The organism is Corynebacterium cystitidis (genome assembly GCF_900187295.1).
Taxonomy (GTDB): Bacteria; Actinomycetota; Actinomycetes; order Mycobacteriales; family Mycobacteriaceae; genus Corynebacterium; species Corynebacterium cystitidis.
In genome coordinates this window covers 911,880-935,827 of sequence record NZ_LT906473.1, presented here as the reverse complement: position 1 = coordinate 935,827, position 23,948 = coordinate 911,880, and the positions used below count along the sequence as shown (strand labels likewise).

General features: G+C 56.3%; 25 protein-coding genes. 8 read left to right on the top strand and 17 right to left on the bottom strand.

Annotation, left to right across the window (positions count from 1 at the left end; translation table 11 throughout):
• Positions 1-79 precede the first annotated feature (79 nt).
• A complete protein-coding gene (locus tag CKV99_RS04425) occupies positions 80-814 on the top strand; it encodes a hypothetical protein (RefSeq protein WP_092254958.1) in 735 nt (244 codons plus the stop codon).
• A 37-nt stretch (positions 815-851) separates the two neighbouring features.
• Entirely contained in the window at positions 852-1,358 is a 507-nt protein-coding gene (locus tag CKV99_RS04420; protein WP_092254955.1) for a hypothetical protein, read from the top strand.
• On the opposite strand, the gene miaA is transcribed toward CKV99_RS04420, so the two are convergent.
• Positions 1,359-2,282 carry a tRNA (adenosine(37)-N6)-dimethylallyltransferase MiaA gene (gene miaA, locus CKV99_RS04415; RefSeq protein ID WP_092255674.1) on the bottom strand — a complete coding sequence of 308 codons (924 nt, stop codon included), beginning with the start codon at positions 2,280-2,282 and terminating at the stop codon, positions 1,359-1,361.
• A 5-nt stretch (positions 2,283-2,287) separates the two neighbouring features.
• Complete coding sequence (locus CKV99_RS04410) at positions 2,288-2,899, bottom strand: hypothetical protein (protein ID WP_231910172.1); 612 nt, start codon at positions 2,897-2,899, stop codon at positions 2,288-2,290.
• A gap of 144 nt (positions 2,900-3,043) precedes the next feature.
• Between CKV99_RS04410 and CKV99_RS04405 the strand changes: the two genes are divergently transcribed.
• The gene (locus CKV99_RS04405) at positions 3,044-4,429 is read left to right on the top strand and encodes a DUF349 domain-containing protein (protein ID WP_092254952.1); all 1,386 of its coding nucleotides are present in this window, start codon (positions 3,044-3,046) and stop codon (positions 4,427-4,429) included.
• Entirely contained in the window at positions 4,384-5,544 is a 1,161-nt protein-coding gene (locus CKV99_RS04400; RefSeq protein WP_231910171.1) for a GNAT family N-acetyltransferase, read from the top strand. Before CKV99_RS04405 ends, CKV99_RS04400 begins: the two co-directional genes overlap by 46 nt.
• A 13-nt stretch (positions 5,545-5,557) precedes the next feature.
• Here the strand turns inward: CKV99_RS04400 and CKV99_RS04395 are convergent, their stop codons facing one another.
• The 5 genes from CKV99_RS04395 to CKV99_RS04375 all read right to left on the bottom strand — a co-directional run bounded on the left by CKV99_RS04395 (position 5,558) and on the right by CKV99_RS04375 (position 10,215).
• Positions 5,558-6,208: an Rv2732c family membrane protein gene (locus tag CKV99_RS04395; protein ID WP_092254946.1), complete on the bottom strand. Its 651-nt coding sequence runs from the start codon at positions 6,206-6,208 to the stop codon at positions 5,558-5,560.
• Positions 6,209-6,358: 150 nt separating this feature from the next.
• The gene (miaB, locus tag CKV99_RS04390; protein ID WP_092254943.1) at positions 6,359-7,879 is read right to left on the bottom strand and encodes a tRNA (N6-isopentenyl adenosine(37)-C2)-methylthiotransferase MiaB; all 1,521 of its coding nucleotides are present in this window, start codon (positions 7,877-7,879) and stop codon (positions 6,359-6,361) included.
• Positions 7,880-8,029: 150 nt separating this feature from the next.
• Positions 8,030-8,623 (bottom strand): recombination regulator RecX, encoded by a 594-nt coding sequence (gene recX / locus CKV99_RS04385; protein ID WP_092254941.1) that lies wholly within the window; start codon positions 8,621-8,623, stop codon positions 8,030-8,032.
• 2 nt (positions 8,624-8,625) lie between these two features.
• Positions 8,626-9,774 carry a recombinase RecA gene (gene recA / locus CKV99_RS04380; protein WP_092254940.1) on the bottom strand — a complete coding sequence of 383 codons (1,149 nt, stop codon included), beginning with the start codon at positions 9,772-9,774 and terminating at the stop codon, positions 8,626-8,628.
• Between the two features lie 195 nt (positions 9,775-9,969).
• Positions 9,970-10,215 (bottom strand): DUF3046 domain-containing protein, encoded by a 246-nt coding sequence (locus CKV99_RS04375; RefSeq protein ID WP_092254938.1) that lies wholly within the window; start codon positions 10,213-10,215, stop codon positions 9,970-9,972.
• Between the two features lie 97 nt (positions 10,216-10,312).
• On the opposite strand from CKV99_RS04375, the gene CKV99_RS04370 reads away from it, so the two are divergent.
• Genes CKV99_RS04370 through CKV99_RS04360 form a run of 3 tightly spaced genes read left to right on the top strand, consistent with a single transcriptional unit; the run spans position 10,313 to position 12,216 of the window.
• Positions 10,313-10,903 carry a biotin transporter BioY gene (locus CKV99_RS04370; RefSeq protein WP_231910170.1) on the top strand — a complete coding sequence of 197 codons (591 nt, stop codon included), beginning with the start codon at positions 10,313-10,315 and terminating at the stop codon, positions 10,901-10,903.
• Between the two features lie 12 nt (positions 10,904-10,915).
• Positions 10,916-11,605, top strand: coding sequence for an energy-coupling factor ABC transporter ATP-binding protein (locus CKV99_RS04365; RefSeq protein ID WP_092254935.1), 690 nt, complete (start codon positions 10,916-10,918; stop codon positions 11,603-11,605).
• Positions 11,602-12,216 (top strand): energy-coupling factor transporter transmembrane component T family protein, encoded by a 615-nt coding sequence (locus tag CKV99_RS04360; protein WP_092254932.1) that lies wholly within the window; start codon positions 11,602-11,604, stop codon positions 12,214-12,216. Before CKV99_RS04365 ends, CKV99_RS04360 begins: the two co-directional genes overlap by 4 nt.
• Positions 12,217-12,290: 74 nt before the next feature.
• On the opposite strand, the gene CKV99_RS04355 is transcribed toward CKV99_RS04360, so the two are convergent.
• The 4 genes from CKV99_RS04355 to pgsA all read right to left on the bottom strand — a co-directional run bounded on the left by CKV99_RS04355 (position 12,291) and on the right by pgsA (position 14,733).
• Positions 12,291-13,124, bottom strand: a complete 834-nt coding sequence (locus tag CKV99_RS04355) for a PspA/IM30 family protein (RefSeq protein WP_092254929.1) — start codon at positions 13,122-13,124, stop codon at positions 12,291-12,293.
• 90 nt (positions 13,125-13,214) lie between these two features.
• On the bottom strand, positions 13,215-13,577 hold the full coding sequence (locus CKV99_RS04350; protein WP_092255668.1) for a helix-turn-helix domain-containing protein: 363 nt from the start codon (positions 13,575-13,577) through the stop codon (positions 13,215-13,217).
• Between the two features lie 3 nt (positions 13,578-13,580).
• Complete coding sequence (locus CKV99_RS04345) at positions 13,581-14,174, bottom strand: CinA family protein (RefSeq protein WP_092254925.1); 594 nt, start codon at positions 14,172-14,174, stop codon at positions 13,581-13,583.
• On the bottom strand, positions 14,158-14,733 hold the full coding sequence (gene pgsA, locus CKV99_RS04340; RefSeq protein ID WP_092254921.1) for a CDP-diacylglycerol--glycerol-3-phosphate 3-phosphatidyltransferase: 576 nt from the start codon (positions 14,731-14,733) through the stop codon (positions 14,158-14,160). The genes CKV99_RS04345 and pgsA overlap by 17 nt, the downstream gene beginning before the upstream one ends.
• Before the next feature lie 89 nt (positions 14,734-14,822).
• On the opposite strand from pgsA, the gene CKV99_RS04335 reads away from it, so the two are divergent.
• Complete coding sequence (locus CKV99_RS04335; RefSeq protein WP_092254918.1) at positions 14,823-15,134, top strand: YciI family protein; 312 nt, start codon at positions 14,823-14,825, stop codon at positions 15,132-15,134.
• Positions 15,135-15,220: 86 nt separating this feature from the next.
• Here the strand turns inward: CKV99_RS04335 and CKV99_RS04330 are convergent, their stop codons facing one another.
• The 6 genes from CKV99_RS04330 to dapA all read right to left on the bottom strand — a co-directional run bounded on the left by CKV99_RS04330 (position 15,221) and on the right by dapA (position 23,930).
• A complete protein-coding gene (locus CKV99_RS04330) occupies positions 15,221-16,390 on the bottom strand; it encodes a TerC family protein (protein ID WP_092254915.1) in 1,170 nt (389 codons plus the stop codon).
• A 184-nt stretch (positions 16,391-16,574) separates the two neighbouring features.
• Positions 16,575-17,081: a DinB family protein gene (locus tag CKV99_RS04325; protein ID WP_092254912.1), complete on the bottom strand. Its 507-nt coding sequence runs from the start codon at positions 17,079-17,081 to the stop codon at positions 16,575-16,577.
• A gap of 59 nt (positions 17,082-17,140) precedes the next feature.
• Positions 17,141-20,308 (bottom strand): DNA translocase FtsK, encoded by a 3,168-nt coding sequence (locus CKV99_RS04320; protein WP_092254909.1) that lies wholly within the window; start codon positions 20,306-20,308, stop codon positions 17,141-17,143.
• Between the two features lie 91 nt (positions 20,309-20,399).
• On the bottom strand, positions 20,400-20,999 hold the full coding sequence (locus CKV99_RS04315; protein WP_231910169.1) for a TIGR03085 family metal-binding protein: 600 nt from the start codon (positions 20,997-20,999) through the stop codon (positions 20,400-20,402).
• A gap of 46 nt (positions 21,000-21,045) precedes the next feature.
• Entirely contained in the window at positions 21,046-23,019 is a 1,974-nt protein-coding gene (locus tag CKV99_RS04310; protein WP_092254903.1) for a ribonuclease J, read from the bottom strand.
• 2 nt (positions 23,020-23,021) lie between these two features.
• A complete protein-coding gene (gene dapA / locus CKV99_RS04305; RefSeq protein WP_092254900.1) occupies positions 23,022-23,930 on the bottom strand; it encodes a 4-hydroxy-tetrahydrodipicolinate synthase in 909 nt (302 codons plus the stop codon).
• Positions 23,931-23,948: the final 18 nt, after the last annotated feature.

The window sequence follows — 23,948 nt, the reverse complement described above, 5'->3', positions numbered from 1 at the left end:
TCCTTTCGGTTGTTCCTACTGTAACCAATCAATGCCCAATTCCATTCCTTGTAGTAGGTAGTCGGTAGAGTAAACAGGCATGAGTAGTGATCTGAAGAGCATCGGCTTGAAGTATGGCAAGTGGCAAGATGCTGTAGAGGCAGCCATCGCCACAAATAACCTGGCAGTGATTGGTGAAGTCCGCGGCGGCCAATTGATCCAATTCTCTGATGGGTCGGGCGCGCAGATCAATATCTTAGCCGTGGAACCGTTTGCCACCTACGCTGGCTTCGCGTCTACCACACGCACTCACGCGCACGTGACAATGCTCAATGACGTTGTGGCGTTTTGCGAGGTCCTCGATCCGTTCGGCGGGGTCATCATGAATGTGACTGTGAATCTTGCGCAGGGCCCGCTGATCGCCGATGAGGAAACGCAGCAGTGGCAGGAACTCGGTGTGACTGCACTGGCGATTGACGCTGATACCTACGCCAGTACAGACGAGTTCTTGTCGACGACCGGCCGCGACCTTGGTGTCATTGAATCGCCCGGCGCAGAGGCCGTGGCCAACGGCTCGGGTGCCTCCGCACCGGATGCCGCAGCACGGTTCTCGGCCCGTGTGCTCGAGGCTGAGTACCGCAACAATCAATTGACCGGCCAGCGCTTCATCCACGCCTCGGTTGATGGTGCGTTCCCTTTCGACGTATGCCTGCCCGACGGTGAGCTACCACAGCGTGACTCAGTGATTGCTGGTACTGCACTGCTCACCGGCGCTTTGATTGCCCCTGCCGGTTGCGGTGGTTGTGGTGGCAGCTGCGGGTGCGGAGGCCACTAGAAACCAAGCACAAGAAACACACTGGAGAAACATAGATATGGAGCCGGACTTTAGTCGCCGCGGGTTGGCTGGTGTCATCGCACTGGCAGGCCTTGTTCTGGTGGTGTCCCGGTTCCATATTATCGCTGTCACACTGGTTGTGATCGGGGTTACGGCCTGGTTTTTCTGGCCACGTCGCAACAACCCTGAGATTGCATCGTTGCGCACCTCCCTTGCGATCGCTCGGGCAGATATCACCGATGTCCTCGAAGCCTACGACACCTTATTGCATGGCACAGACACTGATTCCATTGCGAATCGCACCTTGTATTACGCTGCCCTCGCAGAGCCGCACTCCAACGACCCCGCCATTGAAGAGTTTCAACTACGCGCGGCCTCAGCACGCAGGTTTGTCACGCGTATCGACGCTCACCTGAGTGACCCGTCATTGAGCAAGGCCGCGTTAGAACGGCTTTTGGCAGTCACTGATGAACGCGCAGCCGAGCTGTCCATGGCGTGGGCAGATGCCAAGCGAAGCGCCCGACGCCTAGGTCCCGGGCGCTAGTCACCCCAAGAATTCTAGTGCAGCGCCCACCACATCATTACGGGTCGCGTCGAGCCACCTGATGCGCTGATCGCGATTAAACCACGCACGCTGCCGACGCACGTAGCGACGCGTACCTGTGATGGTGCGCTCCACCATATCCGTCGGTGTCAACCGGCCCGCAAACATGTCCAAGACCTGCGCATAACCAATCGCGCGGCCCGCGGTGGAATCGGCGGTGAGGCCGTGGTCGTCGACAAGCGTGCGAACTTCGTCGATAAGCCCCTGCTCAAACATCTGGTGCGTGCGTAACTCAATGCGTGGATTCAACCAGTCAGGCTCGGTACGCAGCCCCAACAGGCGTGTGCCCCAGCGCGGCGGGGCGTCCTTCGGAGGTTGCGAAGCCTGGTAAGGCTTCCCGGTCAATTGGATCACTTCCAAAGCGCGTACCGTCCGGCGGGGATCTTTATCCTCGATGATCGCCGCCGCCTCGGGATCAATGTCAGCAAGTTCGGCATGCAAATTGTCGATGCCGATATCTTCCAAGCGTGCCTCATAGGTGGCACGCACGACTGGATCTGTCGGTGGAAACTGCCAAGCATCCACCAACGACTGCACATACAACATAGATCCCCCCACAAGGATGGGGGTAACACCGCGGTCTCGCAGCTGCTCCACCGCACGGACAGCGAGCTGTTGATACTGCGCCACCGACGCGGTTTGGGTCACATCCCAGATGTCTAACAGGTGGTGTGGGATCCCCTCGCGTTCAGCCAGCGGTAGTTTCGCAGTACCAATATCCATGCCGCGGTACAGCTGCATTGAATCAACATTGACCACCTCACCACCTAGTTCATGAGCTAAAGCGATACCCAAAGCAGACTTTCCAGATGCCGTTGGCCCGACCACCGCGATCGGAACAGGCGGATGCTTATCATCAGTCACTGCAGTCACTGCTCCACCTCCCAGCACGCCACATACCGCCCCACCCCCAAAGTATCGTCGGCGCACAGTAGTGTGGCGCGCACCGGACGCAGCTGCGCCAACTGCAGCCACAAGTCTGGTTCGATCACTCCAGAACTAGTGAGTTGTTGCGCCGTGAACTCCTCATGCAGGCCTTCCAACAACCGCTGAAACGCCCCATGAACTTCAGCAGCACCGTCAACAAGGGCTAAAGGGGCCCGCGGCGTCAAACCAGCCGGCCCATCGAGCACCACAACCGTCACCGCGTCAGGGTTGAGCGGGAACAATTCGGAACGAAACGGCGTTTTTGCAGTAGCCTTTTCTCCAAGTACATATCTGCCGATCAGCTCCGCGAGATCATAGCCGGTGCCCACCGACACCTGTGGCGCACCCCAAGCCGCAAACGAACCGCAAAGCTTCGTCCGCCACCGTGGATCACTACTACCCACAATCTCACACGGGCGATCGTCGACAAGCGATAATGCTTGCGCGACAGATTGCCGCAACTGTTCGCCAGCAGGGTCAGCCGGGGCGAGGTCAGATACCATCGCGGGACTGCCGGGAACCACAATGAGAGTGGGAGAAAACTGCAGAATCACACCTCCTACCCTAGCTAGGGTGAAGACTGAAGCCGTATTTCCTCATGTATTCGCTGACACACACCGTCTACTGGCGGTATGTTTAAAAGGCACACTTTCCGGCAGCCGTGTCGCGCGGCGCGAACCCAGAAAAGGACGAACCCAATGCCTACCCCGTCGACTCCTTCCCCTCAGCCTTCCGACAACAGCGGCGCCCCACACACGCCTTCACCGGCGGCGATAGCAAAGCGTGGCCCCAAGCCAGGCCCACGCCCAACACCGGGTGCTGCCCACCGTCCTACCTCATCACCTGTCCCCGTATCTGCGCCAGAGCCCACCGACCCGTCGAAGTTCGGGCGCATCGCCGACGACGGCACAGTGTATGTCACCCAGGGTGGCACCGAGCGGGCGATCGGCTCGTGGCAGGCTGGAACCCCAGAGGAGGGACTAGCGCACTACGGCCAGCGATTCGACGATCTGGCAACCGAGGTTGAGCTGCTTGAAGCCCGCTTGGTTGCACACCCAGACGATGCCGCCGCAATCAGGGAGTCTGCTGAACAGATCCGCTCCGGCTTGAGCGATCAGGCTGTAATCGGAGACCTCGATGGGCTGGAAAAACGCCTCGATGCGGTGATCGCGCACTCCGATGAAGCCGGCGAAAAAGCCAAAAAAGCGAAGGCTGAACGCCGAGCTGCCGCAATCAAACGCAAAGAGGAACTCGCCGCCGAAGCCGAGGACCTGGCAGAAAACTCCACCGAGTGGAAGGTTGCTGGCGACCGGATCCGCGCCATCTTAGAGGAGTGGAAGACGATCCGCGGGATCGACCGCAAGACCGATGACCAGCTGTGGAAGCGCTACTCGCGTGCGCGCGACTCATTCAACCGCCGTCGTGGCTCCCACTTCGCCGAGCTGGACCGCACCCGCGCCACAGCAAAGAAGAAGAAAGAAGAACTCGTCGAACGCGCCGAAGCTTTGCAAGATTCTACCGACTGGAATGAGACGGCACGCGCCTACCGCGACCTGATGAGTGAGTGGAAGGCCGCAGGCCGTGCTCCGCGCGGTGACGACGACAAACTTTGGGCAAAATTCCGAGCCGCCCAAGACCACTTCTTCGACGCCCGCAACGCAGTCAACGACGAACGCGACCGCGAATTTGAAGCTAACGCCGAGGCTAAAGACAAACTGCTGGCCGAGTATGACTCCCAGATCGACCCGTCACAGGGCTTGGAACAGGCGAAAAACAAGCTGCGCGAACTACAAGAAAAGTGGGAAGAAATCGGCTACGTGCCGCGCGGCAAGGTCCGCGAATACGAAGACAAGATATCGGCTGTAGAAAAGCGCGTCAGCGATGCAGAAGAATCGCGTTGGCGCCGCACCGACCCGGAAGCGCAGGCACGTGTGGACCAGTTCCAGTCCAAGGCTGATGACCTGCAGGCCCAGGCCGACAAGGCCGCGGCCGACGGTAATGAAAAAAAGGCCACCGAGCTGCGCGAGCAAGCGAAGCAGTGGCAGGAGTTCGCCGACGTGGCAGCCAAGGCGATCACCGAGTAAGCCACGTGCTCTACCCCGTGATGCTTGCCCGCCCTGTTCGTGGGGCAGGCGGAGAACTTACACCATCTGAGGCGGTCAGTGCCTACGCGTTTTCCTCCACCCTGTCGATCCAGGACATCACTGGTGATCCCACCTCCGGCACCACGGCCTCACGCCTCGTGGTGCGTCTCCAAGGTTCGGAAGAATCCGACGCCCTGTTGTTTGCGTTATGCGCCTCTCCCCCAGGGCCTCGGCCAACGGGGCGATTTGGGCTGCCCGAGATCCCATCAACAGGAGATGCTGGGCAGCCCCTCGACTACGCGGCCTGGGTGATGATCTCGCTGCCTCTGTTGGAGGACCTGCACGTGATCGAGGCCCACATCACCATGGATTCATCGATTGCCCCTCTACCCGGCCAGCCGTGGGATGCAGAAGTCCATGAGGCGTGGCAGGCAGCTCTTGATCTCGTCGATACGCTCGCACATCACACTGCCCGGCCGATCCGGCAACTGTGGATTACCCACCCGCCAGATACCCCCGGCCCCAATATTCCCGGCTACCACCGGGCCCACACCGAATACCAGGCAAAACTGGACCTCTCAGTGGCGACCGATGCGCAAGGATCTTGGGCAGACAGCGTCACACTCGCCGACGACATGAACTTCGGGCCTGACATACGCGAATCCATGTCCGACATGTACAGGCTCGCTTCTGAACAACTCCCCCGCGGCGACCTGGTCATGGACACCATCCAGTGGACCCCACAGCGCATCGCCCAAGCCTCCAGTCGCCTAGCAGACAAACAGGGCGAACAGATCACCGCGCTGATCACTGACCCTTCAGACTCCACAGCCGTTATTGCGTTTAGCGAAGTCACACGCTTTGCCGGCGCCGAATCCCGCGTGGTGGAACTCGGCGCCACCTTCGTTCGCCACCAGTGGCGAGGGCAAGGGCTGGGCCGCTCCGCGATGATGAGCGCCGTCAGCCAGGCACAGCAACGCTGGCCTGAAACACGCGTTGGCTACACCTCGTACCCGGAAGGTGTCCCCCAGGTGGAGGCGCTCAACGCGTCGCTTAACGGCGAGATTATCTCGGCGACGACAGCGTGGCAGAAACTTGGAGACTATCGCGCCTGACCGTAGGCCGTTGTTACAGCCCCTGCCGACGGTGGCGTTCGGCCGCACGAGCACGACGATCGTCAGCAAGCGCTGGGTTCTCCTGGCTTACCGTTGGTGTTACGCGACTCGACGCGGAACGCTGCGCCATGCCTACTTCATCAGTGTCATCGAGCTGACGGCGTTGGCGCGCAATCTCCTGCTGCTGGGGATTCCGGCGGGTCGCAATCATCACGCACACAATCTCAGCCACAACCACTGCCAGTATCGCCAGGTAGATACCAGCGGCGGTCGCATACCCGCCACCTGTCTGGCGCAGCCACAAAGCTAGCACCGCCTCAAAAAGTGCGATCGTAGTGAGAGCCCAGGTAAAGATAAAAGGATTAGATTTCCGGGAAAATACTGTCATGAGCCCTCCAAGAATCAACCCAAGTGTGCCCGTCCACGCGAAGATGTTCTCGGTTATTTTTACGTCTTGGCGTGAAGCCTCTGTAAACAGCAAGATTTCTACACCAGAATAGCCACCGGCGAAGGGAAGAAAGAGCGAAAGCGCGAAAACGACAATGCACCCGAGCAGCACCCAGCGCAGGCTTCCCATGTCCATTACGCCTGCAACCTTACGTTCCTGCTGAGCAAGAGCTTCAGCCTTGCTACGGTTCAGCTGTCCAGCGTCTGGATTGGTCACAGGTATGCGCCTCAATTCACGAGTATTCAACAGTCACTACCGCTTATGGTGGTATCAGGTTCTGCTGGGTCATTCTAACCTAGGTAGTCAACGGACTAAAGTTTCCCGCACACAACCTTGCGAGAACTTTTGCAAGAATCAGCGCGCCTGCTAACAGCACCCGGCTGCCGGGGGAGCTGCAGCGGGTTTACCCACAGTAGGAAGGCCTAAACCCACACCTACCGGCGCAGTGGTAGGAACTTTCCCAGCAGCGGAGTTATCCCCCGCTTTGGTGCGACGGTGGCTGATCACGCCGGAGTCTGCAATCAAGAAAAACGACTTCGCCTCCGTTATCTCCACCTCGACAACATCGCCAGGACGCACCTCACCATCAGTACTGCCCGCAACAGCAAAATGCACCAGCCGCCCGTCACGCGCACGCCCGGACATCCGGTGAGTCGCGTCATTCTTGCGCCCATCTTCCTGCACGAGTAGTTCCACACGCGTGCCGACGAGCGCCTCGTTGTCTTCTAAGCAAATGGAATCTTGCAGCTCCACGAGCCGCTCGAACCGCTCCTGTACAACGTGCTTGGGTACCTGGTTGTCCATCTCTGCAGCTGGTGTTCCCGGCCGCGGAGAATATTGGAAGGTATATGCGCTGGTGAAGCGTGCCTGACGCACAACATCCATGGTGGCTTCGAAATCTTCCTCAGTTTCTCCTGGGAAGCCCACGATGATGTCCGTTGTTATGGAAGCGTGAGGGATTTTTGCGCGTACCTCATCGAGGATTGCGAGGAACTTCTTCGTGCGGTATGAGCGGCGCATGTCCTTAAGCACCTTGTCTGATCCCGACTGGAGGGGCATGTGAAGCTGCGGGCACACATTCGGAGTCTCTGCCATTGCATCGATCACGTCTGATGTGAACTCAGCTGGGTGTGGGGAGGTAAAACGTACTCGTTCGAGCCCATCGATCTCCCCGCAGGCACGCAGCAGTTTCGAAAACGCGCTGCGGTCACGCTCCATGTCCGGATCCGCGAAATTTACGCCGTACGCATTGACGTTTTGGCCAAGCAGCGTCACTTCCGAAACACCTTGATCCACAAGGGCCTGGACCTCTGCCAAGATATCTCCGGGACGGCGGTCAATTTCCTTACCCCGCAAACTCGGGACGATACAGAACGTGCAGGTGTTGTTGCAACCGACGGAGATAGAAACCCAGCCTGCGTAAGCGGACTCACGCTTGGCAGGCAACACGGAGGGGAACGCTTCGAGTGACTCGACGATCTCTACCTGTGCTTCATCATTGTGGCGTGCCCGCGCTAAGAGCGCCGGAAGTGCGGAGATGTTGTGGGTCCCGAAAACAGCATCTACCCACGGCGCCTTTTTGATTACAGTGTCGCGATCCTTTTGGGCAAGGCAACCGCCTACCGCGATCTGCATACCTGGATGTGCAGCCTTGGTATTTTTCAGCTGGCCTAATGAGCCATACAACCGCTTGTCTGCGTTTTCTCGCACCGCACACGTATTGAATACGACGAGGTCAGGCTCCTCGCCGTCAATCGCGGCGGTGTAGCCGGCTTCCTCCAGCATTCCGGAGAGCCGTTCCGAGTCGTGCACGTTCATCTGACACCCAAAGGTGCGGACTTCATACGTGCGGTTTTCCTGTACTTTTTCGCTGGACACGATGGGCATTCTAGCGTGGCGGTTCCACAGCACCTAATAGCGCCCTACCAGGCAGGTAAAGTGGCAGTCTTCTTCGCTGCGGGTTTTCAACACGACGAATCTCCGGGCGTGCTGAACTGCTGCTCCACCGAGTGTCCAGCGACAAAAACACTGGCTGGGCTAGTGGAGTTGCTCCAACCGATCATCGAGGGCAGCCTTCGCGATACTAAAACTCATGGCGCTGGGAAACCCACGCCGCGCCAAGGCTCCCACGACGCGGCGCAACACCTTATCGTATGCGGCGCGGTCTACAGGGACCTCCTTGACCGATCGGGCTTTCTTCTCAGCGATTCCCCGTGCAATCTTTTCCTCGTCTTCGGCGCTTAGTTGAGATATCGCCTCCACGCGGATAGTTGAAGCAACCCCCTTTTCTTGCAGTTCGCGGTCTAAAGCACGCGAAGACTTACCCCTGCGTGCAGCGCGCTGGCGGACCCACTCACGTGCGAATGTTTGATCGTTAAGAAGGCCGGTTCGTTCAAACTCATCGCACACATCGTCAACCAGCTCGGGCGCGAACTCTGCCTTCAGCAAACGTTCACGCAGTTCGTTGCGCGAACGTGCCCGTTGATCAAGCAGGCCCAGTGCGCGTTTGCGCACTGGTGCGAGCGCTTCCTCATTAGAGCGGTCGAATAGACCGGAAGAAGCTCCCGACTCGTATTCCTCGATAGCTGCCTGAAGCTTTGCTATCTTCTCTGGATCAGGTTCTGCTGCCACTATTACTTAGTGCCGCCCTCTTTTGTTGCGCCTGCGACTGCGGCATCGTCGTCATCTTCATCGTCGAAGTCGATGTTGGGCACCATATCTACAGGCTCATCTGTCAAAGCGTCTTCGTCTATGTTGGCGTACTCGCCCACTCCGAGCTTCTCGAAGATCTTGCGCTCGATCTCGTCGGCAAGCTCCGGATTCTCTTTCAAATTGATACGGGATTTCTCCTTGCCCTGCCCCAACTGGTCACCTTCGTAGGTGAACCAGGAACCAGACTTCTTCACAATTCCTTGTTCAACACCTAAGTCGATGATGGAGGACTCGCGAGAGATGCCCTCGCCGTACATGATGTCGAACTCCGCAATTTTGAAAGGTGGCGAGACCTTGTTTTTCACAATCTTCATCTTGGTCCGGTTTCCAATCGCATCCTGGCCTTCCTTGAGAGTCTGAATGCGGCGTACATCAGCACGCACAGAAGCATAGAACTTTAGCGCTTTACCACCAGTTGTGGTCTCTGGAGAGCCGAACATCACGCCAATCTTTTCGCGCAGCTGGTTAATAAAGATCGCGGTAGTACCCGTGTTGTACAGAGCACCCGTCATCTTGCGCAATGCCTGCGACATCAAACGGGCCTGGAGACCCACGTGGGAATCACCCATTTCACCCTCAATCTCGGCCTTCGGGGTCAAAGCTGCAACCGAGTCAATCACTACCATATCGATCGCACCTGAACGCACCAACATGTCCGCGATCTCAAGCGCCTGCTCACCGGTATCCGGCTGCGACACCAAAAGGTTATCGGTATCGACACCCAGCTTCTTGGCATAGTCAGGGTCAAGCGCGTGTTCAGCATCGATAAACGCCGCGATGCCGCCTGCCCGCTGCGCTTCAGCAATCGCGTGGAGTGCAACTGTGGTCTTACCAGAGGATTCTGGGCCGTAGATCTCGACAATGCGCCCCCGTGGCCAACCCCCGATGCCTAACGCAACGTCAATTGCCGTGTTACCCGATGAAATCGATTGGATCGGCGGGCGGTTATCGTCACCCAAGCGCATAATTGCACCCTTGCCAAAGTCCTTCTCGATCATGGACATCGCGGCATCAAGTGCCTTCTGGCGATCGCCCGCCCCAGCAGCGGCAGACTTTTTCTTCGTAGCCATCTGTTTAAATCCTCGTTTCTACTAAGGTGTATTCGTTTGGTAGCCGTAACAGGTTTCCTGGTCTACCTCTTTAGACTTTCGCGGAAGCCGTTTGGTTCCCCGTCAGTGATGAAATCACCTTAAAACATGTTGCCGACACAGCTTCGAACATACACGCACAACTGTTCGAAAGATAGTTAGGAAGTCGCGTGTTGCTTACCAAAAACGCAGTGGTGGTTCTGGCTGTTCTTCCCCCGGCCGGTCGACGCCCAGCCGTCTTTCTTCAGGCACATCAAAGTCGTCACAAAGACCAAGCCACGCCTCACGAGGGTCCAACCCGCCGTCGATCAGATCTTCGGCGGTGGCCCCGAGATCGGAAATCACATGAGAGTGCACAATCCACTCCCCCTGGGCGGAGCCAAACTCGTCTTCGATGAGCTGGTGGAATTCCGTCAAACGCATGCGCTCCAATATACGCGAAGGACAGCCTCCCAGAAATTGAAAGATTTCGTTCATCAGTTTTCATTAAAAGCAACGGAATTTCGATATAGTTTGTCGCATGTCAGTAGCAAACGGTTCCCCCTCGTCGCGTTCAGCTGCGATGGATATAGCTTATATCGCGGTTTTCGCAGCCCTGATTATCGTTCTCGCATTTGTTTCCATTCCGGTTGGCGCCGCCGGCATCCCAATTGTGCTGCAAAACGCCGCATGCATCCTCGCGGGCCTTGTGCTGGGTGCACGGCGCGGTTTCCTTTCCGTGGCACTTTTTCTCGTCCTTGGACTAATCGGCCTGCCCGTACTCGCGGGGGGACGTACTACCCTGGCTGCACTAGCTGGCCCCTCGGTGGGCTACCTCGTGGGCTACATGTTTTCTGCGTTGTTCGCAGGATTGATCGCCTACGGGGCGCTGCGCTCCAGCAAACAATCGGCGTACCGCGCGGCTTTGTTCATCCTTGCTGGCATTATTGGCTTGCTTACGCAGTACCTTTTCGGCGCTATCGGACTGATGATCATCTCAGATTTGACTATCGGGGCGGCCGCAGCAGCACAAGTTCCCTTCCTTGTTCCTGACGCCGCGAAAGTTGCAGTAATGATTGCTATTGCCCTCGGTGTGCACCAGGCATTTCCCGACCTCGCCCGAAAGAACTAAACTGCAAGCATCGTGCCTACTATTCAGTTCGATCATGCCCGTGTCGCCTACGATGACACCGTCATCCTCGGCGATATCTCGCTGACGCTGTCAGAAAGGCGAATCGGAATAGTCGGCGCAAACGGATCGGGCAAGTCAACACTAACGCGCTTAATTAACGGCCTCATTGATCCGACCAGCGGCAAGGTGCTTTACGACGGCCTGACCACCGCTAATAGCGGAAGGGAGATCCGCAAACACGTCGGGTTCGTGTTTTCCGATGCAGAATCCCAAATCGTAATGCCACGTGTGGCCGATGATATCGCCTTCTCATTGCGCAAGTCTGGTTTATCCAAGCGAGAACGAATTGCGCGTGTCGACGAGATGCTGAAGCGTTTTGGGCTGACAGAACACGCTGATCATTCGCCGCACACTTTGTCTGGTGGCGAAAAACAGCTCCTTGCCTTGGCTGCGGTGCTGGTGATGGAGCCACGCACGATCATCGCCGACGAACCAACCACCCTGCTTGACCTACGTAATCGCCGCAGAATTGCGCACGAGTTAGCTCAGCTAGACCAACAGTTAATCGTGGTCACGCACGACCTCGAGCTTGTCGACGATTTCGAACGCATACTGGTACTTGATGATGGTGCTGTCGTTTTCGATGGGTCCGCTGGCGATGCCCTTGATTACTACATTGCGTTAATGGATGCTCGCCCATGATTACCGTAGTGCCCATGGGCGTCTATGTCTCCAGCGACACCGTCCTGCACCGGCTTCCCGCCTGGAGCAAGATGCTCGTCTTGATCGTGTTCGTCATTTCCACCACGATCTTTGCAAACACCGTGTCCCAGGCGTGCTATGCCTTGGCTATTGTCGCAGTAGGGTACCTGGTAGCCCGTATTCCCTGTCGCACAGCAGCAGGCCAAACTCTGCCCGTGCTACCGCTATTATTGTTCCTCGGCGCGTTCCAAGTCTGGCAACACTCATGGTCTCATGGCATCGCCTTAGTGATCAGCTTGTTTGCATGTGTTGCTGCAGCGTCGCTGCTCACGCTGACAACCACCATTGCGGAACTCATGGAGTCTCTCGAGCGGGCACTTCGGCCTCTTGAGAAATTCGGGCTCCCAGTAGACACGATCAGTCTGTCATTGAGCCTGACCATTCGGCTCATCCCATTAATGCTGGACACCGTGAATGAAGTGATGCAGGCACGTCAGGCACGTGGGGCAGGCATGAGCCTACGAGCTTTCGGTGCGCCGATAATGATTCGTTCAATCCGCCGGGCGCGTGCACTTGGCGAAGCGCTCATGGCACGCGGAGTTGTCGATTAACACCGCCCCAACCACAACTACCCCACCCTCCTGCCTGGGAACAGAAGGACGGGGTAGTCGTCGTCAAGCGTCGTCTATGCCTCGCCGCGCAGCTCGCGCATCCGTTGCTGAACCGCGTCATCAGAAACTTCGGTACCTGAAGAGGTGTTGTTTCCCTCGATCGCTGGCTTCTCACCGGACTCCAAAGCTTCTCCCTGCATTTCTGCACGGATTTGCTCCAAACGGGAGTGGCCTGCCATCTGAATACCCGCCTGCTCCACCTCAGCCATGCGTCCCTGGACAGAGTTCTGGGCCAACTCCGCCTTACCCAACGCGTTGGAGTAACGGCGTTCGATCTTGTCTCGCACCTGGTCCAAGTTCGGAGTGTTGCCAGAGGTGATGGAGTTCATGGACTCGAGAGACTCCGAAACCTTCTCCTGCATCTTTGCCTGCTCCAGCTGGCTCAGCAGCTTAGAACGCTCTGCAACCTTTTGCTGCAATGCCATGGAGTTGCGCTCTACCGCATTCTTCGCCTGCTGTGCTTGCTGCAAAGCCTGGTCATGCAGCTGTTTGGTGTCCTCCACAGACTGCTCTGCTGTGACCAACTGTGCCGCAAACGCCTCAGCTGCGTTTTCATATTCCATGGCCTTCTTATCGTCGCCATCAGCGCGAGCCTTATCAGCAAGCTGTAGTGCCTGACGCGTATTAGCCTGGAGCTTCTCGATATCACCCAGACGGCGGTTGAGCTGCATCTCCAACTGACGTTGGTTACCGATCACCGCCGCTGCCTGCTGCGACAGCTCCTGGTGTTGGCGCTGAGCTTCGCCAATGGCCTGCTCGATCTGGATCTTAGGATCTGCATTTTCCTCGATCTTGTTATCGAAGAGAGCCATGAGGTAATTCCACAGTTTCTTAAACGGGTTTGCCATCTGGTTTAACCGACCTTTCGTGACGGGTGTCCGGGTTTCTGGATACTCACGTTATTAACTAACGCTTACATAGTAGCGGAGCTTCAAACGTCACGCTTCAGCAGCAGCCGGAGACGTCTGTGCAAGCTCGTCCGCCATTGACTGCAGCGTCATATTAGACGCTGCCTCCACTAGGACCTCCGCAACCGTGGTATCCAATGCATGACACACGGATGCCAACAGTTCAGACGAGACCTCTTTTTGGCCACGCTCAAGCTCAGACAAATAGCCCGGAGAGACACGAGAACGCTGCGCCAGATCCCGCAACGTAATCCCCTTGTCCGCACGGAATGCGCGCAACGATAGCCCCAATGCCTCACGCAGCAGGGGTTCGGGTTGACGTGTCGAGGTTGAGACTGCCCCCACGGTTGCCGGAGCGGTCACATTATCTAAGAGTGCAGTTGTAGTTGCCATCATCTACTCCAACGGTTGAGTGCTTCGGTTTGTTCCCGCGGGTTTCTGTTCTTTAAGTTTCTGTTCTTTGAGGACGCGCAACAAAGCCTGGAGACCCGCCTCTACCGCGCTGCGCCTAATCTGAGCGCGGTGCCCAGCCAAAACACGCAACGGCGTATCGCGGTTATTTACAACAATGAATCGTGCGCGGGAAGCGTCGACAAGCTCGGCTGCCTGCCACGCCGCAGTCCAGTGCGGGCCCGCGATACCTACAAAAACTTCACCTACCGGATGACCATCTTGCATGTCTGGTCCCGCAACTCCGGTCAACGAGATCCCCCACGAAGAGCCACACACTTTGCGCACCCCGCGAGCCATATCGCGCGCTGTTACTGCTGAGACAGGACCATGGGCGGACAACACGTGCTCCGGTACACCAGCCAACTCATGCTTCAGCTCGGTGGCGTAGGTGACCAAACCACCACGCAGAACAGATGAAGCACCAGGTATAGTCGCGATTTCCGCGCAGACCGCCCCGGCTGTCAACGATTCACACACACTGACAGTTTCTTTCCGCGTGCGCAACAAATCAACCAATTCCTCAGCCTTGCTCGGCACGGTTGGCCCTCCTTCCGTCAATCAGGTACTGAATGCCCGTGACCACGGTAACGATCACCGCCGCCAGCATCACCACATACGTTGGAAGATTCATCCACTCAGGCAATGGGCACAAATACAGCGCAACGCCAACGGCCTGAAGCGTTGTCTTGACCTTGCCCCCTTGGGAAGCCGGGACAACCTTTCCCTGGCGCAGTAAAACCATGCGCCAGATCGTAATACCCAGCTCACGGATAACGATAAGCACCGTCATCCAAACGGGCAAAGTCGAGGCGATGTTCAACGTGACCAATGCCGTGATCATCAGCGCTTTGTCCGCGATCGGATCAGCGATTTTGCCAAAATCGGTCACTAAATTTTTAGCGCGAGCGATATCGCCGTCCAACTTGTCGGTGGCCATGAGAACCGCAAATAGTCCAAACGCCCACCACCACTGCTGCGTAAGCACAAGCCAGGCGAAGACGGGAACAAAGAGGATACGCAGCGAAGTCAAGACATTGGGAAGGTTGAAGTTAGATTGCTTCCCACCCGGTGGTGTCTTGTTATTCTGCTCCTTCACGCACACCACCCTACCTGGCTGATGTGCAAGAAGTTCAATCCGCCCCAATTCTGCTTCGGGTTGTTCAGGGCGTGGCTAAGATTAGTGGCATGAAATATTTTGCAATCCACTACACCTATGCTGATGAAGCCGATGAGATCGTCGCCCTGCGTCCGAAGCACCGGGAGTTCCTAGGCTCGCTCAAGGATCAAGGAAAACTAGTCGCGTCCGGGCCTTACACAGACGGCTTAGGCTCAGCGTTGATTATCATCCGCCTCGACTCTCCTGCATCCATCGATGACGCAATTCAGCTCATGAACGATGACCCTTTCCACACCGAAAAGGCCATCGCCGCCCGCACAATTCGCGAGTGGAACCCAGTGCTCAACATCTTCGGCGACAATGAGGCCATCGACGCTTAACGACGAACACCTGCCACCGCTGTCCAAGAATGAACAGCGGTGGCAGGTACGACATCGCACGCCCCATAAATGGGGGTTTCTAGAATTTAAAGATCGTCTGGATGTGGCTCCGGCTCGAGATGGTCGACATCGCGAGACCCCGTCGCTGTGTGGTCGCCCTTACCGGACGTCGCGGGATCATCAATCCACTCGATGTGGCGCCCCTTAGCGTCCACCTTGCGGCGGTTGCCATGATCATCGAAGTCCACGCGAGTTTTCGGACCACGTTTCCCGCCCTGCACCTCATCCCGTTTGTCCTTGATGAGAGAGGCAATGACAGTCACCACCAAGATTCCCACAATAATCACCAAGGACCACGTGGTTGGCACCTCAGGTACGTCAAGGTTTTCTCCACCGTTAATGAACGGCAGGTTGTTCTCATGCAGAGCATGCAGGAGGAGCTTCACGCCAATAAAACCGAGGATCAGTGCAAGACCGTACGGCAGGTAGACGAGGCGGTCCAAGAGACCGTCGAGCAGGAAGTACATCTGGCGTAGACCCATCAAAGAGAACGCGTTCGTGGTAAAGACCAGGTATGCCTCGGAGGTGATGCCATAGATCGCGGGAATCGAGTCGAAGGCGAACATCACGTCGACAAGCCCGATAGATACAAGGGCAACAAAAAGTGGAGTCAGAGCAAACTTGCCGTGCTGATCCTTAGTAGTCAGCTTGTCACCATGGTAAGAAGCTGTAACCGGAACTACCTTACGCAGCCACTTGATAATGGCCATATCGTTGGGATCGGTTTCTGGCTGTTCTGTCGCTTCGTCGTAGATGAGTTTGATGGCGGTGTACAGCAAGAAAATGGCGAATAAGTAGAACACATCCGACCACGCGGCGATAACGGCTGCACCGAGCAAGATAAAGATTAAGCGGGCAATCAAAGCTATGACAATGCCCAGCAGCAACACCTTTTGTTGGTATTTGCGCGGAATTTTAAAAGCGCCCATGATCAGGGCGAATACGAAAAGGTTGTCAATAGAAAGCGCCTTTTCTGTTACATAACCCGTGTAATACTGCAGGCCATGCTCAGCGTCCCAGCCAAACCACACGAAAAGACCAAAAACCAGGGCCAAAACAACGTAGAACAGAGTCCAAAAACTCGACTCTTTCATCGTCGGCTCATGTGGTTCCTTAACGTGGGTATAAAAGTCAAAGATAAAGAATCCAGCGATCACAATGATTGTGATCGCCCAGACCCAGAATGGAACAGACATAAGGTGTTAGCCTCCGGTCGCGAACGAATAGAAATGTGACCGGAGGTCTCCCCCACCACTAACGGTTCACGTGGCCGACCCGACCGGGACCACGCTAGTCACTCTAGCCATGGTCCGTGCTGACGATCAAAGCCGATTGTGGAGTACTCCCCTCCAAGATACGAATCGACTATACATCAACGAATCACTTATTGTGCGATGCGCCGGCCAAGAAGGCCGCTTGACCAAGATGCTGCAAAGAATCAACAAGAACTAACGAGATGCGATCCTGACGCTTTTCCGGCTTCCCCTGAAACTCACCAATAATCTCGTCCCAGTCGGTGGTTTCCAGAGAGTCCACATAGCGACGCAGATTCTCAAGCCCAGCCTTGATGTAATCAACGAGCAAAGAATGCTTACGCACGTAAATACGGGCAGCCTCCTCCTTGCTCTGGCCGAAACCGGTTCCATCAGCAACATCACCTAAGCCGAACTTCTCCCGAAAGCCCTGTTCTTCCCATACAGGAGTGGTACCAGCCACCGGCGCGATCATGCCATCAAGCACTCGGCCTGTATGCCATAAGTTCCACGCAACCGAGTTGGGATGGCCAGCAGCCTTATAGTTCAGCTGCTTTTCGGTCAGCGCTGGGATCTTCTCCAGCTGAGCCTCGGTGCGATTGATGAGGTCAAGGTAGGTGTTCTTAGTATCCATGCTCTCTACCTTACTGAAAAAAGAATGAATATGCGCTGCACATCGTGTAGGTACACCCGCTAGAACGCACCGCTTGAAGGGTTGTAGGTAGCTTGGACCACTCGGGTATCAGAACCGGAATCCACATCGCTTGCCTCAGCAGTCTCGGCAGGGGCTTCGTCGTCAAGCGCCTGCTCTTCGAGGACTTCCTTCGGAGCATCAGCTGGGTCAGCGCCCTTGATCATCCAAATGATCGTGTCCAGCTCTTCAGGTTTAACCAAGACCTCACGGGCTTTGGATCCCTCAGATGGTCCAACAACACCGCGCGATTCCATCAGGTCCATCAAACGACCGGCTTTAGCAAAACCGATGCGAAGTTTACGCTGGAGCATCGAGGTAGAGCCAAGCTGCGAGGTCACAACAAGTTCAACAGCCTCAAGCAGGTCATCCATATCCTTGCCGATGTCATCATCAATGACCTTCTTCTCGGATTCTTTCTCCTCAGTAACGTTTTCAACATAGTTCGGCTCGGCCTGATTCTTGGCAGCTTCAACAACCGCTTGAACTTCCTCATCGGTGACAAACGCGCCCTGCATACGCTGCGGTTTACCGGCACCTTGAGGGATAAACAAGCCATCGCCCATGCCGATCAATTTTTCGGCACCCGCTTGGTCCAGGATCACTCGCGAATCAGTGAGCGACGAAGTGGCAAATGCCAGCCGCGATGGCACATTGGTTTTAATCAAGCCGGTAACAACATCGACCGATGGGCGCTGAGTAGCCAACACGAGGTGGATACCTGCAGCACGCGCCTTCTGGGTGATGCGGACGATCGAGTCCTCGATCTCCTTCGGAGCGGTCATCATCAGGTCCGCCAACTCGTCGACCACGCACACGATGAACGGGTATGGCTGCATCTCACGCTCCGATCCAGGAGGAGCCTGCAGCTCACCGGAACGGATCTTGGCGTTGTAGTCCTTAATATGGCGCACGCGTGCAGACTTCATGTCCATATAGCGCTGCTCCATCTCCTCGACCAGCCACTGCAAAGCAGCCGAAGCCTTCTTTGGCTGCGTAATGATTGGAGTGATCAGATGTGGGATCCCCTCGTACGGCGTAAGCTCTACCATTTTCGGGTCAACCAGAATCAGGCGGACCTCCTCCGGCGTCGCACGCGTGAGCAGCGAAACCAGCATGGAGTTCACAAACGCAGACTTACCGGAGCCAGTCGAACCAGCGACAAGGAGGTGGGGCATCTTCTGCACAGAGTGGGCAACGAATTCGCCTTCAATATCCTTGCCCAAACCGATCAGCATCGGATCATGATTGCCCCGAATCTTCGGAGCGTCGAGCACATCGCGCAAACGCACCATCTCGCGGTCCAGGTTGGGCACCTCAATACCTACTGCTGATTTGCCGGGGATTGGGGTAAGCAAACGCACATTGTCCGTAGCCACTGCGTAGGCCAGGTTGGACTGAAGGTTGGTGATCTTCGAGACTTTAACGCCGGGGCCTAGCTCAACCTCGTAGCGGGTTACTGTTGGACCGCGCGAGAACCCAGTGACCTGTGCATCAACCTTGAATTCACTGAAGACCTCAGTAATGGCCTCAATCATCCGGTCATTGGTCTCGGTCCGTGTCTTGGGCACATCACCTGCCACCAGAAGGTCCGTCGAGGGCAGAACATAGTCAGTTGCAGGTTCCGGTGTGCGCGCCTGGGGAGTGGGAAGATTCTTGTCCAGCTCAGACTTCGGAGTAGCTGCCGGAATAGCACCAGCGTCAATGCCGGAACGGGCGATGATTGCCTGTCGTGTCTTTTCTAAAGAAGTGGTAACCGCATCGTCCTGGCTGCGTGTAGGCTTCTCCACTACGGGTATTTCGTCGGTGTCGTCGTGGGATGCGGCAGGTGCGGGGCGCGATTTGGCTTGACGAAAACGCGATGGTGCTCGCTTTTTGGACGATGCAGGCAGAGTTTCACCTCGATCATCGTCGGCAAACTCAGGTTCTGCATTAGGGTTGAACTCGTCGCTTGGTGCCTCCTCGATAATTCGTGGATCAGCAATCAGGGTTTGTTGCGCATCGGCTCCTGCAGCTGGGTAGTTCTCCATCGGAGTAGGTTGCGCACGGCGGCGAGTAGGTCTCGGAGTATGTGCAGGGTTCTTTCTGCGATTGCGCGTTCGTCCCGCAGCTATGTCATCGACATCATCAGCCACATGCGCGTAACGGTCATCAGAGGCTTCGTCATCGAATTCATCGGGATCATCGGTGAAATTGCGTGACCCCATCGAGGAAAACAGCTCCCCGATTTGATTGAACAGTTGGCGGACCGTCACGCCCGTCATTTTGAGCGCACCGTACACAATCAAAAGAATCAGAAGTGGGACTGCGACATAACTGGAAAAGCCAGCAGCAAGGCTTCCGCCGATTATCGCCCCTATGGCACCCCCAGCAATTTTGCGAGTCTCCCAATCAGCAGGATTACCAGCAAAGATATGCATGAGCGAAAGCATGGCAACCACGATCAACACGACGCCTACTGTGATTCGAGTCTGAGTTTTTCGATCCGCCTTATAATCCAGCATCAGAACGATGGCAATGGCCACCAATGCCACTGGCAAGACCAAAGCTCCCGCACCGATCACTAGATGAGTAGCAGATTCGATTGCTGCACCAATGGGGCCCGCAATGTCGAGCCACACCGATGCACCGAGCACGGCCGCCAAACCAATCAACACGAGGCCTGCGGTATCCCCACGGTGGGAACCATTGCCACGGGTAATAACAGTGGTTGAGTCAGAATCCCCAAATTCAGAAACGTCGGATTCGTCTAGCGCTTCGATGGGCTTGTCCCCCTTGCGGTTTTTGAGGGCTTTTCGGCCTCTCGTGGTTGCCTCTACGTCGTCCAAGTGGTTGTCAGTGTTTCCGTCAATGCTTGTGTCGGAGTGGTCGCCCCTTCTTCGGGTCCGACCGAGTTTAGCACCCAGGCCTGCAACACCACGGGTCAGCGAGCCCATTCCGCGCGCTGTTCCACGCGCAAGTGCCCCGAAAGTCGATCCTACAGCCTTGTAGGCAGAACCAACACGCTCATCGGCCGTGTCTGCGGCCAACTGAGTGGTTGTTGCGGTCGATGGGTGCGTGGAACGAGTAGTGTGACCGACAGTTCGCGTCGTACCACCTCTACGTGCACGGCTCTTCGGGCCGCGAGTAGAGCGGCGCGATGAGCGCGACGGAGAACTTTTGACAGACATGCACCAAGGATAGCCCCATTTATCACATTATTCACATCTGCCACACCGGAAACTTCGGCATTTACTTCTCACGACCATCGAGAAGTAAATCCTAACCCCTTGACTTAGCTACGTGATCGGGGTCCCCGGTAACAGTTACCTCGACTACGTCACGCCCAAACACCCACAACAGTAACTCCCCTGGTTCGCCGACAACACGTATGACATCGCCACCACGCTGAGCGACGCCACGCTTGTCCCCCACGGTAAGAGGTGGAAGCGTGGTCGGCGACAAAATGACTGGAACCGGAGAGGACTTTAACAGCAACTTTCCAAATTGTCCGGCTAGTTTTGCCAGTTCCTTGTTAAGGACCGAGCTGAATTCGCGCGGTCGAGCAACTCCATCGCCTCGCAAAACATCCTCGTGATGCACGAAATGCTCTGCTGTATTCATGACAGTGTCGAAAGGTCTAAACAACAATGGTGGCCCAGCAGCCCATTCGCGGACGATATCGGCATATTCTCGCTTCGCAATCCTGTTGTCGAAGTAGCGCCCTACCCCAGGCAGAAACGCTAGCTGGTTCTGTTCCCGATGATACAAATGCTCTGCCAAATCTTGGGTTTGCCAGCCCTGGCACAAGGTTGGAGCGTGGGGGCCGACGCTTAGCAAAGTATCAGCGAGCCGTAAGCGTTCCGTTGCAGCAAATGACATGCGCCCCAGCATAGCTGAGGCGCATGATGTGGTGGAGCTAAGTTATCTAGAGAGATTCTCTCGCTGCACGAATATCGTCATCATCGACCGGAGTATCGTCTTCCGTCATCGGAACGACAGTCGGCAGAATCACTGGCTCTCGCCGGTACTTCTGCTCGATGGCGCGAGAGACCTTACGCCGCACCTGCTGTACCATCCGGTATGGATCATTCTCGCCTTCTGCGGCGAGGTCATTCATAGTCTCTTCCACCAGGTCAACGACCTCTGGAACAACACCACGATCGTCTTCAGAGAAACCAGTTGTCGACACTGCTGGACGCTCCATCAAACGTCCGGTGCGCGAGTCAATGACCGCCGTAATGGAAACAACACCACCTGCGGCTAGATTGGTACGATCAGCTAAGACATCAGCCTCAACCTCGCCCATGGTTTCGCCATCAACGTAGAGGTGACCGACCTGGTACTGACCAACAACCTTTGCATGACCGTTAACTAGGTCTACGACCACACCGTTCTGAGCAAGCACGGTATTTTCGCGCTTGACACCAGTCGAAATCGCGAGTTCATTGTTGGCTCTCATATGCCGCCACTCACCGTGGACAGGCATCGCGTTCTTCGGACGAGCCGCATTGTAAAGGAACAACAGCTCACCGGAGTAACCATGGCCGGTGGCGTGAATATGAGCGTCCTTGTTGGTGATCACCGTGGCACCGATCTGCGCAAGGTTATTGATCACTGAGAAGATTGCTTCTTCGTTTCCGGGAATCATCGACGATGAGAGGATAATCAAGTCACCCTCGCGGACAGTAATCTGGCGGTGTTCACGGCGCGACATCCGAGACAGTGCAGCCATCGGCTCACCCTGAGTACCAGTGGTGATTAGGAGCACGCGGTGTGGGGCCATCTTCGAAGCTTCATCGATGGTGATGATAGTACCCTTCGGCGCCTTAAGAAGGCCCATTTTTTCAGCGATCTCCATGTTGCGCAGCATCGAACGCCCGTTAAACGCCACTTTGCGACCTGCCGCAACAGCTGCGTTTACAGCCATCTGGACGCGCGAAACGTTCGACGCGAAAGACGCCAAAATGACGCGCTGTTTCGCCTCACGGACGATGCGGATGAAGTTATCTTCGATTCCCGCCTCGGACTCTGAGAAACCTGGAGTCGCGGCATTCGTCGAATCGCACATCATCAGATCCACACCCTCGTCGCCGAAGCGGGACAGAGCAGGAAGGTCGGTGGGTTTTCCATCGTATGGAGTCTGATCCAGCTTGATGTCTCCGGTCATAATGACTTGGCCGGCGCCGGTCCGGATCGACAACCCCAAGGCATCAGGGATGGAGTGCCCTACCGTCCAGAACCGGACGTTGAACGGGCCACAGGTGATCTCTGAATCCTTGTTTACCTCGTGCAGCTTGGGCCGCTGACGGTGTTCTTTAGTCTTAGCAGCGATAAGCGCGTTGGTGAATTTCGCAGAGTAAATTGGCAAATCAGGGCGCAGTTTAAGCAGCCATGGAATCGCACCAATGTGATCCTCGTGCCCGTGCGTGACGACGAGCGCCTCTACCTTATCCAGCTTCTTTTCAATCGGCCCGAAATCCGGCAGGATGAGATCCACACCAGGCTCACCCGAGGACGGGAAGAGCACACCACAGTCGACAATCAGGAGACGGCCGTTGTATTCGAACACCGTCATATTGCGACCAATTTCAGAAATACCGCCCAGCGCGTAAATGCGAAGCCCGTTTTGTGGGGCCTTGGGAGGTGCCGGCAACCGTTTGGTCATGTCGGTACCCTGCATGGACTTCATCGGGTTACGGCGGTTCTGTCCACCCCGGCCACGACCCCGACGACGGCCACGGTTGTTATTGCCGTCAGATTTCTTCTGTTGCGCATTACCCTTGGGTGCATCACCCTTGCTTGTACCATCGGCTGCCTGAAAAACAGGCACCTGGTCTCCGGCCTCCGGCGGGCCAGCCTTGCGGGTGACCTTTCGGGACCGATTACGGGGTTCATTCATATTCAGAGGACTCCAGCCTTCTTCAAATCTTCACGGAGAGCCTCAATTTGCTGGCTACTAGCTGCAGCGACTGGCAAACGAGGTTCCCCCACATCAATGCCCTGCAAACGCAGAGCTGTCTTAGCAAAAGTTGCACCACCCAAAATTGCCTGCTGAGTAGCAAGCACATGCATGGTGTTGGCGTTGATTTCCCGGGTTCGGGCGAGGTCGCCTTCCTCAAAGCTTGTGTATAATTCACGCAGAAGTGCAGGCGCTGCATGTCCAACCACCGAAATGAATCCGGTGGCACCGAGCGCGAGCCATGGCACGTTCAACGGGTCATCGCCAGAATACCAGGCGAGACCAGTTTCCTGAATTAATGGGGCAGCCTCAAACAGATCACCCTTAGCATCCTTCATCGCCTTAATCGTAGGAAGCTTCGCCAGCGTCCGGATTGAATCAGCAGCGATAGGAACTCCGGAACGGCCTGGAATGTCATAGAGACAAATAGGCAAATCGGTTGCCCCCGCAACCTCGGTGAAGTGCTGCACCAACCCCTCTTGGGAAGGCTTCGAATAATACGGAGTAACCACCAGCAGTGCATCGGCACCGGCCTCGGCAGATGCCTCGGCTAATGCAATAGAGCTACGTGTATCGTTAGTGCCTGCACCGGCGATCAAGGTCGCGCTGCCTCCCACCTCTTCCTTGACAGCCTTCAGGAGTGCCATCTTCTCTTCGGTGGTGGTGGTGGGCGATTCGCCGGTAGTGCCCGCGAGGACAAGCGAGTCGATTCCGTTATCCACGAGGTGGGCCGCCAGCTTTCGACCTGCGTCGAGATCGAGAGCGCCATCCTGATCAAACGGAGTGACCATGGCGACGCAGACGGTGCCGAAGTCAGATGCTCCGACGTTTGCTGTCAAAGTAATGCCCATGAGGCTCTAGATTACCTT

Bases quoted from the DNA above. Each gene is read 5' to 3' on its own strand.
- CKV99_RS04315 (WP_231910169.1), bottom strand. From the start codon at position 20,999: ATGTCATTTGCTGCAACGGAACGCTTACGGCTCGCTGATACTTTGCTA.
- CKV99_RS04420 (WP_092254955.1), top strand. From the start codon at position 852: ATGGAGCCGGACTTTAGTCGCCGCGGGTTGGCTGGTGTCATCGCACTG.
- CKV99_RS04360 (WP_092254932.1), top strand. From the start codon at position 11,602: ATGATTACCGTAGTGCCCATGGGCGTCTATGTCTCCAGCGACACCGTC.
- CKV99_RS04325 (WP_092254912.1), bottom strand. From the start codon at position 17,081: ATGGATACTAAGAACACCTACCTTGACCTCATCAATCGCACCGAGGCT.
- CKV99_RS04335 (WP_092254918.1), top strand. From the start codon at position 14,823: ATGAAATATTTTGCAATCCACTACACCTATGCTGATGAAGCCGATGAG.
- CKV99_RS04355 (WP_092254929.1), bottom strand. From the start codon at position 13,124: ATGGCAAACCCGTTTAAGAAACTGTGGAATTACCTCATGGCTCTCTTC.
- miaB (WP_092254943.1), bottom strand. From the start codon at position 7,879: ATGCCCATCGTGTCCAGCGAAAAAGTACAGGAAAACCGCACGTATGAA.
- CKV99_RS04310 (WP_092254903.1), bottom strand. From the start codon at position 23,019: ATGAATGAACCCCGTAATCGGTCCCGAAAGGTCACCCGCAAGGCTGGC.
- dapA (WP_092254900.1), bottom strand. From the start codon at position 23,930: ATGGGCATTACTTTGACAGCAAACGTCGGAGCATCTGACTTCGGCACC.
- CKV99_RS04330 (WP_092254915.1), bottom strand. From the start codon at position 16,390: ATGTCTGTTCCATTCTGGGTCTGGGCGATCACAATCATTGTGATCGCT.
- CKV99_RS04425 (WP_092254958.1), top strand. From the start codon at position 80: ATGAGTAGTGATCTGAAGAGCATCGGCTTGAAGTATGGCAAGTGGCAA.
- CKV99_RS04320 (WP_092254909.1), bottom strand. From the start codon at position 20,308: ATGTCTGTCAAAAGTTCTCCGTCGCGCTCATCGCGCCGCTCTACTCGC.
- recA (WP_092254940.1), bottom strand. From the start codon at position 9,774: ATGGCTACGAAGAAAAAGTCTGCCGCTGCTGGGGCGGGCGATCGCCAG.
- CKV99_RS04370 (WP_231910170.1), top strand. From the start codon at position 10,313: ATGTCAGTAGCAAACGGTTCCCCCTCGTCGCGTTCAGCTGCGATGGAT.
- CKV99_RS04350 (WP_092255668.1), bottom strand. From the start codon at position 13,577: ATGGCAACTACAACTGCACTCTTAGATAATGTGACCGCTCCGGCAACC.
- CKV99_RS04375 (WP_092254938.1), bottom strand. From the start codon at position 10,215: ATGCGTTTGACGGAATTCCACCAGCTCATCGAAGACGAGTTTGGCTCC.
- CKV99_RS04405 (WP_092254952.1), top strand. From the start codon at position 3,044: ATGCCTACCCCGTCGACTCCTTCCCCTCAGCCTTCCGACAACAGCGGC.